Origin of the sequence: Vreelandella sp. 21, assembly GCF_050995515.1 — a bacterium.
Classification (GTDB): domain Bacteria; phylum Pseudomonadota; class Gammaproteobacteria; order Pseudomonadales; family Halomonadaceae; genus Vreelandella; species Vreelandella alkaliphila.
The window spans coordinates 2,611,933-2,627,840 of record NZ_CP194673.1; the positions used below are offsets into that span (position 1 = coordinate 2,611,933).

Genomic DNA, 15,908 nt, shown 5'->3' on the forward strand with positions numbered 1-15,908 from the left:
AGCCACGGAGGCATGATGTCACTCCACGACGCTTCAACAGGCAATACCCCACATGACTACCTGAAAAAGCCGCAAATCTTGGCGCGAACCAACGTCGCCAAAAGCCGTTTATTCCAGATTGAGTCGCTTGACTTGCGCTTTTCTAATGGTGAAGAGCGCCAGTTTGAACGTTTAACCGGCGCAGACCGAGGCGCGGTAATGATTATTGCCATGCCCGATCCAGAGCATGTACTGCTTATTCGTGAATATGCGGCGGGCTTTGAAGATTATGTGCTGACGTTGCCAAAGGGGCTAGTTGATCCCGGCGAAGATATTGTCACTGCAGCCAACCGCGAGCTAATGGAAGAGTGCGGCTTTGGCGCGCATCGCATTGAACCGCTGGTGGAGTTATCGCTTGCGCCTAACTATATGCGCCACCGCATGCAGGTACTCATCGCCACCGATCTTTATCCCAAGCGCCTGCCGGGCGACGAGCCAGAGCCGTTGATTGTCGAAACCCATGCCATTGAAGAACTGCCGGCACTGCTATTACGTGACGACTTCCACGAAGCCCGCGCCATAGCCGCGCTCTATATCGCAAGGGATAAGCTACGCGAAGAGAAGCGCAATAGCGCAATGGATTTACTGTAAAGCGTTAACGGTCAACTCCGTTAGCGCGGTCGCGGGTGCGCTGACGCTTACGCCGCGCTACAAAACCCGTCAACTCAATAAGTTATGTAGCGCGTGGTAACGAATCTCGCGAGGAACGAGCGAATGAGGCACCCGCGGAAGGTAGCGGAACGACGCCCAGAGGCAGCCGTCCCAACTGCTTACAAATGGTGTTTTAGCGGTATCCAGCGGCGTTGGCGGTGGCTGTCTAGGCCAGCTTCCAAGAGCGTCATGCTCCGTAGCGCATCGTCAATATCAACAGGCAGTGGCGTTTTATCGCGGATCGCGACGGCCACGCCTTGATAATAAGCCAGGTAGTCACCCGCCTGGGTAGCATGCTCGTGACGCACTAGCGGTGCCTCTTCTCCGTCGCCCTCGCGAAGGGTCAGCGTACCTGGGGAGTCAGCACCCCAGGCAGGCGTTGGCACCTCTCCCGCTTTTAAGCGATCCTCTTGAGGGTCTAGACCGTATTTAAGGTAGCTACCTTTCGTTCCATTAATGCGGAAGCGCGGTGTTGATTCGGCAACCAGCGTGCCAGCGCTGAGGCTAACGCGACAGCCGTCGTACTCCAGCAGCGCTAAAAAGTCATCATCGGCTTTAGCGTCATCTCTGCGCACACCCAGATCTAGCATGATGGCATTTGGCATCCCAAACAGCTCACAGGCTTGGTCAAGCAAGTGAGGGCCTAGGTCATACCAAATTCCCCCACCTGGTGTGGCTTTTTCGCGCCAGCGGTCACGAACTTCAGGACGAAAACGATCAAAACGCGACTCAAGCCCAGTGACACGGCCTAACGTGCCGGCTTCAAGCAGCGCTTTAATAGTAAGGAAGTCACTATCCCAACGGCGGTTATGAAATACCGACACCAAACGCTCTTTATCAATCGCCAGCGCTTTTAGCTGCTTGGCTTCTGAAAGTGTGACGGTAAACGGCTTATCGACGACTACGTGTTTACCCGCCATCAACGCTGCTTTGGCGAGCGGAAAATGCGTGTCATTAGGTGTAGGGATAACAATTAGATCAATATCGCTACGCTGACATAACGCCAGTGCTTGGCGCTCAACCTCAACATCCAAGTCAGCATGCACTTTGGCGGCATCGCTAGAGGATACTGCGACTAAATCCAAGCCTTCCGTTGCCTGAATGAGTGGCGCATGAAACGTTTTACTCGCAAATCCATAGCCAACGAGGCCAACGTTGATAATCGCCTTCATTACATTCCTTAGTCGTTTTGACGGTTTGCATTGGGCATAAAGCAGCTCACATAAAGCAATCCACATAAAACAGCCCGCTTTGCACGGGCTGTTTTACATAGTACCTACACCTAGTCGAGCTTGGAAAGGTCGCGAACCGCACCTTTGTCTGCTGACGTGGCCAGCAATGCGTAGGCTTTCAGTGCGGGAGTTACCTTACGAGGCCGCTGCTCGACGGGCTTCCAGGCGTCTTTGCCTTTAGCTTCCATCGCCTCGCGACGCTTCGCTAATACTGAATCAGGTAGTTGCACGTTAATCGTACGGTTGGGAATATCAATCAGAATGGTATCGCCCTGCTCAACCAAACCAATCGCGCCACCTGCCGCCGCTTCGGGGGAAACATGGCCAATGGAAAGCCCAGAAGTCCCGCCAGAGAAGCGGCCATCCGTCAACAATGCACAGGCCTTACCCAGCCCTTTGGATTTTAAGTACGAGGTCGGATAGAGCATTTCCTGCATGCCAGGACCGCCTTTAGGGCCTTCGTAGCGAATGACCACTACATCGCCCTCTTTGACCTTACCGTCCAATACATTGGCCACTGCTTGATCTTGGGACTCAACGACGTGGGCTTTGCCTTCGAACACGAGAATCGAATCGTCAACGCCTGCCGTTTTAACCACGCAACCATCGAGGGCGATGTTGCCGTAAAGCACAGCCAAACCGCCTTCTGTTGAGAACGCATGCGCTAGGTCGCGAATACAACCGGTAGCACGATCGCCATCTAGGCTTGGCCAGCGGGCGCTTTGTGAGAAAGCGGTTTGGGTTGGAATACCACCAGGGCCTGCTTTAAAGAACTCGACCACCTCAGCGTTTGGCGAGCGCATAATATCCCACTCTTCCAGCGCCGCTTTTAGGCTATCGCCGTAAACAGTTGGCACTGACGTGTCCAGCACTCCCGCACGATCCAGTTCGCCCAGAATAGCCATAATGCCACCCGCACGGTGAACATCTTCGATATGGTATTTCTGGGTATTGGGTGCCACCTTACATAGCTGCGGCACTTCCCGAGAGAGCCGATCAATATCCGCCATGGAGAAGTCGACTTCCGCTTCTTGGGCCGCCGCCAGCAAATGCAAAATTGTATTCGTAGATCCACCCATGGCGATATCTAACGTCATGGCATTTTTGAACGCTGCTTTGTTACCAATCGCACGGGGCAGCAGGTGGGCTTCTTCGCCTTCATAGTAGCGCTTGGCCAGCTCTACAATGCGATGGCCAGCGGTTTCAAACAGGCGCCGACGGTCTGAATGGGTCGCCAGCACGGTACCATTACCAGGTAGCGCTAAGCCTAATGCTTCCATTAGACAGTTCATCGAGTTAGCGGTAAACATACCCGAGCAACTGCCGCAGGTGGGGCAAGCACTGCGCTCGACTTCAGCCAGAGTTTCATCATCAACGCTATCGTCAGCCGCCATAACCATGGCGTCGACCAGATCTAGGCCGTGATCTAGCAGCTTGGTTTTGCCCGCTTCCATGGGCCCACCCGAAACAAAAATGACCGGAATATTGAGGCGCATAGCAGCCATCAACATCCCAGGGGTAATTTTGTCGCAGTTGGAAATACACACTAGCGCGTCGGCACAGTGGGCATTACACATGTACTCAACGCTATCAGCGATAATATCGCGGCTGGGCAGCGAATAGAGCATGCCGTCGTGCCCCATAGCGATGCCATCATCTACCGCTATGGTGTTGAACTCTTTAGCCACACCGCCGGCTTTTTCAATTTCACGGGCGACCAATTGGCCCATGTCTTTTAAGTGAACATGGCCCGGTACAAACTGGGTAAACGAGTTCGCAACCGCAATAATAGGCTTATGGAAGTCGTCGTCTTTCATACCTGTAGCGCGCCAAAGGGCGCGGGCGCCGGCCATATTACGGCCGGCGGTGGTCGTACGGGAGCGATACTCGGGCATGGTGTCCTCTTCTACATCTTTATCGTGGCCTACCGCATTCTTGGCGACAGGCAAGTGAATCCAGCGGCCTTAGATTGTGGCATGAGCGCACCGTGGAGACTAGATGGTGAGAGCAACCTCCCTTGCCAATTTGTCAGAGTTAAAACGTCTCCCACTGTGCAGAGTGATCTTGACTAGCCACTTCTCTTGCCGCAGCGCCTGAAGGCAGTTTCAGTGATGCTTTACGCTGCGCTTGATTAACCTGCTGTAGCTTTTCCCGGGCAGAGTGAATATTTTCTTCCTGGGCGCCTTCCAGACGGAAGGCATCCACTACATTCGCTAGCTCAAACGTCTCTAGCGCTAAATTATCCGCAGAGGCCGCGATGGTTTGTACTTTGGTGGCGTTTTGCTGAGTCACATTATCCATTTCAGCAATCGCGGAATTAATTTGGCCAATACCGCTGCTTTGCTCGCTTGAGGCGGTGCTAATCGACTCCATCAGCTCACTGACACGGCTGACCTGCTGCATCACATTATCGATGGCTCGCTCAGCTTGCTCGACCGCGCCACGGCCGCCACTGACCTCTTGCGTCGTACTTTCAATCATCTTGCGAATTTCTTGGGCCGCATCAGCACTACGGCTCGCCAAGTTACGCACTTCACTAGCTACTACCGCAAAGCCTCGACCATGCTCTCCAGCACGTGCAGCTTCGACCGATGCATTGAGTGCCAGGATATTAGTTTGGAAAGCGATTCCGTCAATGACGCCAATCATCTCCGCCATTTTTTCAGCACTTTGGGCAATACGCTGCATTCTTGCGACCAACTGCTGCATTTGCTCTCGGGTATCGCGGGTGCTTGAGGCATTCTGCACCGCCAGCTCCGTCGCTTGGCGAGCATTCTCAGTATTTTGCTGCACCGTGGACGTCATTTCTTCCATACTAGAGGCCGTTTGCTGCAGTGATGACGCCTGCTGCTCGGTGCGAGAAGCAAGCTCTTCATTTTCAGCGGCAATTTGCTGAACAGCAGGCGTGACAACCGACACTCGATGTTCTACATCACCGACAATACTCGCCAAGCTAAAGCGCATGGTATCCAACGAATAGAGCAGCTCGCCCAGCTCGTCTTTCGTTTCACGACGTTCGCGAGCAGCCAAATTACCTGCTGCAATTTGAAAAGTAATATGTCGCGCCCCTTCTACGCTGCGCAACACTGACCTTAAAATCACGGTACTGAGACCTACCATCAACAGCAAACCAATGACCATCAACACCACTTGAGCAATCAACATTTGCTGACGCCCCTGCTGTGCCTGACTCACTAGCGCTTCCGCACTTGCTCGCTCATCGCTTACTAACTGGCTACTGCCCTCTCTTAGCTGCTCTGTAGTAGGTTGTACGCCGTCGTTAAAAGCTTCGAAAGCAGCAAAGCCATTTGCGTCACTGATCGCCGTCAACGTGGTATCGACACTGTTTCCCCAGGTCGCTAATCCAGCACTAAAGGCTTGCAGACGCTCAGAATCGGCATTGCTGTCAGTAAGATACTCGTTCCAAAGCGTTTGTATTGATTGAGAATATTCGCTAATTGATGCGGCAACTGCATCAACATCAACCCGCCGAGGGTTACGAACAGCAGGTTCCAACTGAGTTACAACCTGTCCGATTTGGCGGTCTATTCGCTGAAGATTGGCGACGGCTTCTAGCCCTGAGCGATTTAACGTATCGAGACGCTCACCAGAAACCATTAAGCCATACATCCCTAGGCCGCCTGCCAATCCCATTAGAATAATGGAGGCTACGACCATACCCGTTAACTTAGCTTTTAGGCTATTAAACTGAAAGCGAGCAAAAAAGCCTCCCACACCACGGCGCCTTAGCGCCCCTTGCGCCAGCGTGTAGCGGCGAGATTTACCTTTTTCGCGTATTTCTTTATAGACGGTTTCTGCCAGCGCAATACTTTGAGCTGGGGCTTTGCGCCGCAACGAGGTATACCCTACGATGCGATCGCCATCCCTGAGCGGTGCTACGCTAGCAGTGACCCAATAATGATCACCATTTTTACGACGATTTTTGACCGTACCCTGCCAGCTCGCACCTGACTTAATCGTCTTCCAGAAATCTGCATAAGCTGCTTCCGGCATATCCGGGTGGCGAATTAGGTTGTGAGGGCTTCCCATCAATTCATCACGGGTATAGCCGCTGACCTCGACAAACGCTGCGTTAGCGTAGGTCACATTGCCCTTCAAATCGGAACGTGAAATCAGCACAGTCTCATCGTCAAGCGTGTACTCACGCTGAGTGACGGGTTGGTTGTTGCGCATGCAGAGGCTCCCTAGGGGACTTTTAATTTTGATTTGCCTCTATTATCACTTGCTGCAAGGGAATTTAACCTCTGAATAACCCTAAAAAAACGCCGCACTCTTTGGTGCGGCGGCTTAACTAAACGGTTGTTTAACGATCGATTGAAGCGCCTACGTGAAGACCACATTGGCCACATCACGATAGCGGTTTGCAAAATGCACCGTCATTCCCTCTTTCAAGTAATCGGGAAGCTCTTCGTAATCACGCTTATTAGCTTCTGGTAGTATCACCTCAAAAATATCGCTGCGGCGTGCGGCAATAATTTTCTCTCGAATTCCCCCTACCGGTAAGACTTGCCCGGTTAAGGTCAATTCGCCGGTCATTGCCAAGGGGCGGTTAATCGCCTGATGCTTGGCCAGCGAAAGCAACGCCGTAGTCATTGTGACCCCTGCCGACGGGCCGTCTTTGGGTGTCGCCCCTTCAGGCACGTGCAGATGCACAAACGCTGAATCAAAGAAGTCGGCATCGGCACCATACTCTTGCAAGTGGCCCAGCGTGTAGCTGTAAGCAATATTGGCAGACTCCTTCATCACATCGCCAAGCTTGCCGGTGAGTTTAAAACCGCGATCCAGAGCATGAACTTTGCCCGCCTCAATAGGCAGAGTTGCGCCCCCCATGGAGGTCCAGGCAAGCCCGGTAACAACGCCTTCGCCTTTCAGCACTTTCTCTTTGCGGAATAGCGGTGCTCCCAGGAACTCTTCCAGGTTTTTAACCGATATTTTTACCGTTTCCAGCTGCTCTTCCAGTAGCTTTACGGCTGCCTTGCGAACAATACGATGCAGCTGTTTTTCAAGCTGACGAACACCTGCCTCACGGGCATAGCCGTCAATAACCTGCTTGAGCGCGGCATCCGTTAAGTTGATACGCTTCTTAGGCAGGTTGTCGCGTTTCAACAGCTTCGGCCATAGGTGGTGCTTAGCGATCTGTAGCTTCTCTTCCGCGATATACCCAGAAAGGCGAATCTGCTCCATACGGTCAAGCAACGGCCCTGGGATAGAGTCCAGAGTATTCGCGGTGCACAAGAACAGCACTTTGGATAGGTCCATGCGCACATCGAGATAGTGATCCAGGAAATCGACGTTTTGCTCTGGGTCTAACACTTCAAGCAGCGCTGACGCGGGGTCGCCCTGGAATGATTGGCCCAGCTTATCAATCTCATCGAGCATAATCACAGGGTTCTCGACTTCGACTTCTTTAAAGGCCTGGACTAGTTTGCCGGGCATTGCGCCAACGTAAGTACGACGATGACCTTTAATTTCAGCCTCATCGCGCATCCCGCCCACAGAGAAACGATAAAACTCACGGCCCAGTGCTTCAGCAATAGAGCGCCCAATCGAAGTTTTACCGACCCCGGGAGGGCCGACCAGCAGCACAATCGAGCCACCTACATCGCCTTTGAAAGTACCTTCGGCAAGAAACTCAATAATCCGCTCTTTCACATCTTGTAAGCCGTCGTGATCGCGGTTGAGAACTTCCCTGGCATGAGCCAAGTCAAGCTTGTCCTGGCTGGTAACGCCCCAAGGCAACGAGGTGAGCCAATCAAGATAGTTACGAGTAGTGCCGTACTCTGGCGAGCCGGTTTCTAGCACGCTGAGCTTATTGAGTTCATCGTCAATACGCGCTTGGACGCGTTCTGGCACCACCAGTGACTCTAGGCGGTTCCTAAACGTATCGACGTCGTTTTCACGGTCGTCTTTGGAAATACCCAGTTCACGCTGAATAACCTTAAGCTGCTCACGCAAGAAAAATTCTCGCTGCCGCTCCTGCATCTGGGCATTTACCTGCTCACTGATCTCACTTTGCAACTGAGCAACATCGATTTCTTTACGCAGCAGCGGAAGAACTTTATGCATACGCTCAGCCACCGACAGCGTGGCGAGTACATCCTGCAGTTCAGGGCCTTTGGCAGATGTGATAGCGGCTGCAAAGTCAGTTAGCGGGCCGGGCTCATGAGGACTAAAGCGATTGAGGTAATGTTTAAGCTCTTCGCCATAAAGTGGGTTAATCGGCAGCAACTCTTTGATGCCGTTAATAATGGCCATCGCATAAGCGCGTGTTTCTTCGTTTTCAGCGTCGACTGGTTCTTTGGGATAACTTACTTCCACCAGATAAGGCGGCTCTTTAGACAGCCAGCGCTGAATTTTAAAACGCTTAACCCCCTGAGCGATAAACTGGATCTGTTGATCTTCGCTCTGGAGTTTATGTACTTTGACCGCCGTGCCAATCTCAGGAAAATCGTTGTAATCCAACGACTCAACACCTTGTTCGCCAACAAAGGCAACGCCTATGGTGTGGTGTGGCGTATTGCCTACCCGACGCATGGTTTCTTCCCAGCGCTCGCGGTTGATGACCAGCGGCTGTACCTGAGCGGGAAAGAATGGCCGATTATGAATCGGCAATAAATAGATGCGCTCTGGGAGCATATCGCTAGCAGGCACTAACGAATTAACTTTCTCACCGTCTGAACGGTGCTCTTCACTGTTCGAGGTATCGTCTTGCGGTGCATCGGGCTCATCGTCCGTCTGCCAATCGAGGTGTTCGTGATCGCGGTCGTAATCCTGGTCGCTCATGCGCCCTCCCATAACAGTGACTAGCGGATTGATCCGCTTAGCAATGTCTAAGGAATGTGGGCACAGGGGGTGAACTTCAACCCTTGGCACCATTTGTAGCAGTGTATTCGAAGAGTGGTAACAGCTTCAAAGCTCATCGCTGTTTAGTAGAAAGCAGTAATGCTCAAAACAGTGATACTCAAAACGGTAATGCTCAAAACGCTTATGGCCAAAGCTGAGGCATTGGACGTCCATTAACACGCAATTCGCCACGAACAACATCAAACTCTAACTCTTGCGTCCCCAGGGGTAGGCCTAGCCAAAGCGCTGCCACGGTTGGTGCATCGTACCAAGTGAAATCACCATCAACTCGATCCAACCAGCGAGCGCGCTCTTCTGGCTTATCCAGCCTCGTCATCATAAGCTCATCAAGCCCACGCGCATCAAAAAAGAGCGCACCATCTGCATTAACATTGATACCTAGCAGCGGACTTTCAATCGCGATCGTTGTCACGTCTAAACGAGGTGAGTCACTCAACACACCTTTTAAATCAGGGGCTAAACGCACCAGCAGCCCTTCTGCCATTGGTAGGCTAGCGTCGCCCCATGAGGCTTCTTGCCGCAAACGCAAGATTGTTGCGCGAACAGCATCCGCATTTAAGCGTGAAAGCTCGGCCTCAATCCTACCGCTTAACAAAGGTGTATCGGGCGCTTCGCTTGGGACGCTCACCTCGCCAATGATCAGTTCGCCATTCAAGCGAAGCTCTTGCTCGTCGAGTACCATGTGGCTGTGAACATCAAGCGGCGACACACGAATATCATAGGCAGGATAGTGAAGCGATAACGACTCAACATGCAGATGGTCACGCTGAGCAAAATGATAGGCATCGTCAATGTAGGTATAACGGCTTTCAAGAGACGAAGGCCCCATCGTTAATTGAGCGGGGCCATCTGTTAGCGTGAGCTGGTCGAGCAGCGCACGCAACCGCCAATCACCAAATACGCCTTCTAAGCGCATACGGGCACCACGAACCGATAGCTCACGACCATTTTGCTGGATCACAAAAGGGGCAAGTGCCAGACGCAGTTCACTGTGCCCACTTAGCGTATGGTAGCGTCCTTGCCAGCGCGGTATAGACGGGGCAGAGACCTCTCCCACGGCTTTTTGCAAAACGCTATCTAAACGGGGCAGTAGCGTTCCTTCAACGTCAGTACTTAACGCACCATGACGAGCACGGTAAGTAAGCTCTAACCGCCATGGCCGCCCTAATAAGGGCGATAAAAGCAGTTTTCCCTGAGACGTCAACCACCCTTGGCGGCTCTCCGTCCGACTAACGCGCCACTCCCCTCGCGCTTCCAAATCTTCTAGTGCTTGACGAAGGCTGCGTTCAAACAAGATGCTCGATAGCAGTTGTGCCACCACCCACGCCACCACCAAGGCCGCGAGAATAGGCACGATCAGTCGTTCCTTGCGCATGCGATCTCCTTGAACACCCCCACGATTGGAGCCATTCGCCAACGACGTTGCGTGATCAGTTCCCAGTAATTAGCTAAGTCCATTTACTATATAGGTGACCCACCTGCCGGTTTGTGCAGATAGGGTATTAGTGTAGCCAAAACCATAAATGCATCGTACTCCACGCGTAGATGCCCGCCATAACGTCATCAATCATAATGCCAAATCCACCGGCAACACGCCGGTCTGCCCACCGGATAGGCCACGGTTTGAAGACATCGAAAATACGAAAAACAATGAATCCCCAGAGAGCTGCCTCCCACGAGAAGGGCACTGCCGCCATGGTTATCCAGTAGCCAACAAACTCATCCCAAACAATGCCGGAGTGATCATGCACGCCTAAGTCATGGGAAGTTTTGTCACACAACCACACCCCAACCACAAACGCCACAAAAACAATGCTGAGATACCAGGCCAAAGGGAGGTCGGCCATCATCCAGTAGAATGGGATTGCTGCTAGCGTCCCGAAGGTGCCAGGCGCCCAGGGCACCGCACCACTGCCTAGTCCAAAGGCAAAAAAATGGGTTGGCCGACGCCAAACGCTCGCTGGTGCTCGGTTCATGGCGCTTCCCCGCTAAAATGCTGCCACCCTTCGTAGTCACTGGCGGCAACGCCAGTGACACCTAGCGTTTCGGTACAGTGACCTATCACCGTCAGCGAGAGACCGAGATCGGCGAGCCGCTGCTGGGCAATAGCGAGACTTTTGGGTGATAGTGTCACCAGCAGCTCATAGTCATCACCACCCGATAGCGCGGCTTTAATTGCGTCATCGTGGCCTAACGTTTCTTGCAACCCTGCGGCCAACGGTAGCGCGTCGATATCCAGTGCACAGCCTACGCCAGATGCCTTACGCAAGTGCGACAAATCTGCCAGTAAGCCATCCGAAATGTCCAGTGCCGCCGTTGCAATGCCGCGCAGTGCAACACCCGCGGCTAAGCGAGGTTGCGGCAACAAATAACGAGTCAGCAGTGGGTGCGATAGCTCACGTTCGCCCTGGCGCCAAAGTGCTAGGCCACCGGCACCACCACCCAATGCACCGGTCACGGCGATAGCATCGCCGACCTGCGCGCCTGAACGGGTTAGCGCTTGGCCAGTTGGCACTTCGCCCATCACCGTAACACCGATGGTCAGCATCCCAGAGGTGACATCGCCACCAACCAGCGCGGTGGAGTGCTGCTGACAAAGCGCGTGAAACCCTTCAGCGTATCCTGCTAACCAGTGTTCAGCAGCTTCGCGGTCATTAAAGACGCTCTTATCCAGCGTCATTGCCATCAGGCACCAACGAGACGTCGCACCCATGGCTGCTAAGTCGCTGAGCGCCACCGCCAGCGCGCGATGTCCTACCGCGTGCGCTGGCGCATCGTGAGGAAAATGCACGTTACTCACCGACGTATCAACGCTGACCACAAGCTGCTGACCTGCTCGGGGCACCAAAAGCGCTGCATCGTCGCCATTTTCAAGCGCTATGCCAGCTGTCGCGTGCGCCTCCTGCGGCGACATGAAGTAGCGCTGAATCAGTTCAAATTCGCCAAGCACAAAGGCCCCTTAAACGCATTATCAGGAGGCTCACCTTACAGACGGCGAGCGCTGACCTCAGCACTTCGTAAGCGATTTGCTAACTTATCGAGAATGCCGTTCACGTATTTATGGCCGTCGGTGGCACCAAATGATTTGGCCAGCTCAACGCCTTCGTTAATCACTACTCGGTAGGGTACTTCCATCCGCCGAGAAAGCTCATAGGCACCCAAGCGCAGGATGGCTAGCTCAACAGCATCAAGATCTTCGAGGCGTCGGTCGAGCAGCGGCGCAATTTCACGATCTAACTCCGCTTTGAACCGGACCGTGTTATGCAGCAATTCATGGAAAAGCGCCTTATCAGCGATTTCCATTACTTTCACCCAGTTTTCGTAATCTTCCAGGTCATCATCTGCCACCTGGCTACGAAACTCAGCTTCGATAGTGGTGATCGATTTCCCTGTCATTTGCCACTGGTAAATCCCCTGAACCGCTAACTCACGCGCGGCGTGGCGCCCTAGCTGCGCGGCAGAGGGCTTACGCTCACGACGTTCGCTCATTGGTTGTCTCCTAGCGGCAATGCTCGCAGTAACGAGACCATCTCCATCGCGGCCATTGCGGCTTCCGTACCTTTATTACCCGCTTTGGTGCCCGCCCGCTCAATCGCCTGTTCGATAGACTCAACGGTCAACACGCCGTTTGCTACCGGCGTATCGAACTCAAGCTGGAGGTGGTTGATGGCTGTGTTGCAGCCGCCAGCTACATATTCAAAATGCGGCGTGCCACCACGAATAACAGCGCCCAGAGCGATAACAGCGTCGGGCTTCATGACGTTAAGTACACGCTTTACTGCCAGCGGTAGCTCCCAAGCACCAGGTACGTGGACAAGATGAATATTGTCCGCATCAACGCCGTGGCGTGTCAGGCTATCAATAGCGCCTTCCACCAGGCTATCCACCACATGGTGGTTAAAACGGCCTACAACGATGACATAACGGCCATCGACATCCACAAAAGTGCCTTCAACTTGCGAAAGGGATTGCATCAATTTATTCCTGCTGAGAAGTTGGCTCATACGCCGTGTCATTGGGTCCTAGACGCTCGACAACTTCGAGATCAAAACCGGAGAGCGCCGAGAATTTCCACGGTGAGCTGAGTAGCCGCATTTTGCCTACCCCTAAATGGCGTAGGATTTGCGAGCCAGTACCAATCGTTAAGTAGTTACCTGAACCGTCCGAATCGCTGGTGCGCGGTTGACGCACGCGATCCAGAAAAATATCGAGTTGATCTTTCAAGTCTTGGTGAGGACGACCATCGTCAATCAGCACAAAGACCCCTGCAGACGCATTAGCGATCTCTTCCAGCGCACGGTGGGCATCCCAACGGCACTGCTCATCTTTCATTAACCCTACGATATCACGCAGCGTATCCGCCAAGTGAACACGCACCGTTGTCGCCTGCTCTGGCGTCGGTTGCCCCTTAACTAACGCCAAATGATGGGCACCTTGTATACGGTCCCGGAACACATGCAGCGCCAGTTCCCCATGGGCCGTCATCACACTGGTCGTTTCAACCGCATCAACCGTTTGTTCATTGACGATACGGTAGTGAATCAAGTCGGCAATCGTGCCAATTTTAATACCATGCTTTTTAGCAAACACTTCAAGCTCAGGCCGACGCGCCATACTGCCATCATCATTCATGATTTCACAGATGACGCCGCTGGGGTCGCAGCCCGCTAAAGAGGCTAAATCACAGGCTGCTTCAGTATGCCCAGCACGACGTAGAACACCACCAGGTTCAGCCATTAGCGGAAATATATGCCCTGGCTGTACGATATCCGTCGGCTTGGCATTCGCCGCCACTGCTGCTTGAACAGTACGTGCACGATCAGCTGCTGAGATGCCGGTGGTCACACCTTCGGTCGCTTCAATGGAGAGCGTAAACTTAGTGCCAAACCCAGAGCCGTTATCACGCACCATCAGCGGTAGGTTTAGCTGCTCGCAACGCTCGCGAGTCATGGGCATACAAATAAGCCCACAGGCATAACGCGCCATGAAGTTGATATGCTCGGCCTGAACTTTTTCGGCCGCCATGATGATATCACCTTCGTTTTCGCGATCCTCATCATCCATGAGAATCACCATTTTGCCCTGGCGGATATCTTCCACCAGCTCAGCGATAGGGGACAAACCCTCTGAAGAGGAATGCGCCATGGAATCTCCAAAATAAGTGGTCGCAACACATGCGATTTCGCGCGTCAGGGTACCTTGCTCTGGCCCGGCGCGCTAGTCAGTGCACGGTTTAGCGATGATGCGCCAGTCACTCCCAACGGCTCGAATTTCTTTAATAGTTAAACGCTTTTGGTCGGCCATGCGGGTCATCCCGGGCAACGCAAATAGTGGTCGAGCCTCGCCACCCAAAAGCGTGGGAGCAACAAATAACTGCAGTTCATCCACCGCATTTGCATCTAGCAGCGCGCCTGCCAGCGTAGCGCCGGTTTCAACCAGCAGCTCATTTACCAGCTCATGCTCAGCCAACCAGCTCAGCATCTCTGCGAGGTCGATTCGGCCTTCTTGAGCCGCGGGCAGTACCTTAATGTCAGCGCCTGCAGCTTCCAGCTTTTGGCGTTTTTCTTCACTGTGGTGTTCAGTGGTAATAATCAATGTGCGGCCTGGTTCACGAAGACAAGCGGCCGCTAACGGTAACCGCAGACGCGAATCCAAAATAACGCGTAGTGGCTGCCGCTGACTAATTGTATCCGCGTTATCGAGCCCCAACTGGTCTGCGCGCACTGTTAGCCGTGAATCATCCATAATGACGGACTCAACGCCGCTCAAAATAGCGCTTGAACGAGCTCGCAGACGCTGCACTTGACTGCGAGCTTCTGGGCCAGTAATCCATTGCGACTCTCCAGAGCCCATGGCAGTGCGGCCATCCAGGCTCATGGCCATTTTTAAGCGTACAAAGGGACGTTTGTGCTGCATACGGGAAATAAAGCCAGGATTTAACGCACGGGCATCCTGTTCCAACAGCCCAACATCTACCTGAATTCCTGATTCCCGAAGCCGCTTGATACCGCGCCCACTAACGCAAGGGTTAGGGTCAACCATTGCGACCACCACGCGGGCAACGTTGGCATCCGCTAACGCAACGGCACAAGGGCCAGTGCGTCCTGTATGGGAACAAGGTTCCAGCGTGACATAAGCCGTTGCGCCTTGTGCCTTTGCACCAGCGGCGTTAAGCGCGTGGATTTCTGCATGAGGTTCGCCAGCACGGAGGTGAAAGCCCTCGCCAACCATTTGCCCTTCCGCGTGTTGATCGTAGCGGACAATAACACAGCCTACCCGGGGGTTGGGGTCTGTTGTATACAGCCCTTTCGCCGCCAATTGCAGAGCACGCGCCATAAATTGATGATCAGCGCTGGTAAAGCCTCTCTCCATCAACTCGTTCATCAAGCCTCTCCGCGATGTGGATCGCTGTGGGCTGATGCAGGGTGATCGCCAGGATCTTGAGAAAGACGGTCTATCTCAGCGCGAAATTCGTCTAAATCCTGAAACTTACGATATACCGATGCAAAGCGAATATACGCCACCTGATCCAGGTTGCTTAATGCCTTCATAACGGCCTCACCGATATCCCGCGCATTTACTTCGCGGTCCCCGCGGGCACGAAGCGATTGGCGAATACGCTCAACGGCGGCTTCTATTGCCTCGGCACTTACCGGACGCTTCTCCAGCGCTCGCAACATGCCTGCACGCAGCTTGCTCTCGTTAAAGGTTTCGCGTGAGCCGTCGGATTTTACGACCCTCGGCATAATCAGTTCTGCGGTTTCATACGTGGTGAAGCGCTCTTGGCAGCTAGCGCATTGGCGACGACGGCGCACCTGGTCACCGTCGGCTACCAGCCGCGAGTCGGTCACTCGAGTATCATTAGCACCACAAAAAGGGCAATGCATGGCAGTCAACCTGTTGTCAGTACGTGCAGCGTGTCAGCTTGTGCGGATAACGGCACATATAAGCATATTGTGAACTTTTATTAGCAGCGGAGTAGCCACGCGCTACAACGACATGCAGTTTAAGGGCGCTTGCAAGCAAAAATAGTCGCTTCTTTAAACGCGGCGTTAACCTAGCATTGTAACGATTTGGCACACAAGCTGCAGCGTTTGTCGT

General features: G+C 53.4%; 13 protein-coding genes. 1 reads left to right on the plus strand and 12 read right to left on the minus strand.

Going from position 1 to position 15,908, the window contains the following annotated elements; translation table 11 throughout:
- Positions 1–15 precede the first annotated feature (15 nt).
- Entirely contained in the window at positions 16–630 is a 615-nt protein-coding gene (gene nudE, locus ACN06F_RS12160; protein ID WP_038486060.1) for an ADP compounds hydrolase NudE, read from the plus strand.
- Between the two features lie 179 nt (positions 631–809).
- Here the strand turns inward: nudE and ACN06F_RS12165 are convergent, their stop codons facing one another.
- From ACN06F_RS12165 to nrdR, 12 genes are all read right to left on the minus strand, one after another.
- Positions 810–1,862: an oxidoreductase gene (locus tag ACN06F_RS12165; RefSeq protein WP_433923995.1), complete on the minus strand. Its 1,053-nt coding sequence runs from the start codon at positions 1,860–1,862 to the stop codon at positions 810–812.
- A 110-nt stretch (positions 1,863–1,972) separates the two neighbouring features.
- Complete coding sequence (ilvD, locus tag ACN06F_RS12170) at positions 1,973–3,817, minus strand: dihydroxy-acid dehydratase (RefSeq protein WP_038486064.1); 1,845 nt, start codon at positions 3,815–3,817, stop codon at positions 1,973–1,975.
- A gap of 139 nt (positions 3,818–3,956) precedes the next feature.
- On the minus strand, positions 3,957–6,116 hold the full coding sequence (locus ACN06F_RS12175) for a methyl-accepting chemotaxis protein (RefSeq protein WP_433923996.1): 2,160 nt from the start codon (positions 6,114–6,116) through the stop codon (positions 3,957–3,959).
- Between the two features lie 150 nt (positions 6,117–6,266).
- Complete coding sequence (lon, locus tag ACN06F_RS12180; RefSeq protein ID WP_433923997.1) at positions 6,267–8,726, minus strand: endopeptidase La; 2,460 nt, start codon at positions 8,724–8,726, stop codon at positions 6,267–6,269.
- A 202-nt stretch (positions 8,727–8,928) separates the two neighbouring features.
- Positions 8,929–10,182, minus strand: coding sequence for a DUF945 family protein (locus ACN06F_RS12185; protein WP_433923998.1), 1,254 nt, complete (start codon positions 10,180–10,182; stop codon positions 8,929–8,931).
- 127 nt (positions 10,183–10,309) lie between these two features.
- A complete protein-coding gene (locus tag ACN06F_RS12190; protein WP_083006254.1) occupies positions 10,310–10,783 on the minus strand; it encodes a phosphatidylglycerophosphatase A family protein in 474 nt (157 codons plus the stop codon).
- Positions 10,780–11,757 (minus strand): thiamine-phosphate kinase, encoded by a 978-nt coding sequence (gene thiL, locus ACN06F_RS12195; protein ID WP_433923999.1) that lies wholly within the window; start codon positions 11,755–11,757, stop codon positions 10,780–10,782. The genes ACN06F_RS12190 and thiL overlap by 4 nt, the downstream gene beginning before the upstream one ends.
- Positions 11,758–11,792: 35 nt before the next feature.
- Positions 11,793–12,296 carry a transcription antitermination factor NusB gene (nusB, locus tag ACN06F_RS12200; protein WP_009721754.1) on the minus strand — a complete coding sequence of 168 codons (504 nt, stop codon included), beginning with the start codon at positions 12,294–12,296 and terminating at the stop codon, positions 11,793–11,795.
- A complete protein-coding gene (gene ribH / locus ACN06F_RS12205; protein WP_009721753.1) occupies positions 12,293–12,781 on the minus strand; it encodes a 6,7-dimethyl-8-ribityllumazine synthase in 489 nt (162 codons plus the stop codon). Before ribH ends, nusB begins: the two co-directional genes overlap by 4 nt.
- A gap of 4 nt (positions 12,782–12,785) precedes the next feature.
- Positions 12,786–13,952: a bifunctional 3,4-dihydroxy-2-butanone-4-phosphate synthase/GTP cyclohydrolase II gene (gene ribBA, locus ACN06F_RS12210; protein WP_125749972.1), complete on the minus strand. Its 1,167-nt coding sequence runs from the start codon at positions 13,950–13,952 to the stop codon at positions 12,786–12,788.
- Positions 13,953–14,024: 72 nt separating this feature from the next.
- The gene (ribD, locus tag ACN06F_RS12215; protein WP_433924000.1) at positions 14,025–15,191 is read right to left on the minus strand and encodes a bifunctional diaminohydroxyphosphoribosylaminopyrimidine deaminase/5-amino-6-(5-phosphoribosylamino)uracil reductase RibD; all 1,167 of its coding nucleotides are present in this window, start codon (positions 15,189–15,191) and stop codon (positions 14,025–14,027) included.
- Entirely contained in the window at positions 15,191–15,694 is a 504-nt protein-coding gene (nrdR, locus tag ACN06F_RS12220) for a transcriptional regulator NrdR (RefSeq protein ID WP_038486078.1), read from the minus strand. The genes ribD and nrdR overlap by 1 nt, the downstream gene beginning before the upstream one ends.
- Between the last annotated feature and the right edge of the window lie 214 nt (positions 15,695–15,908).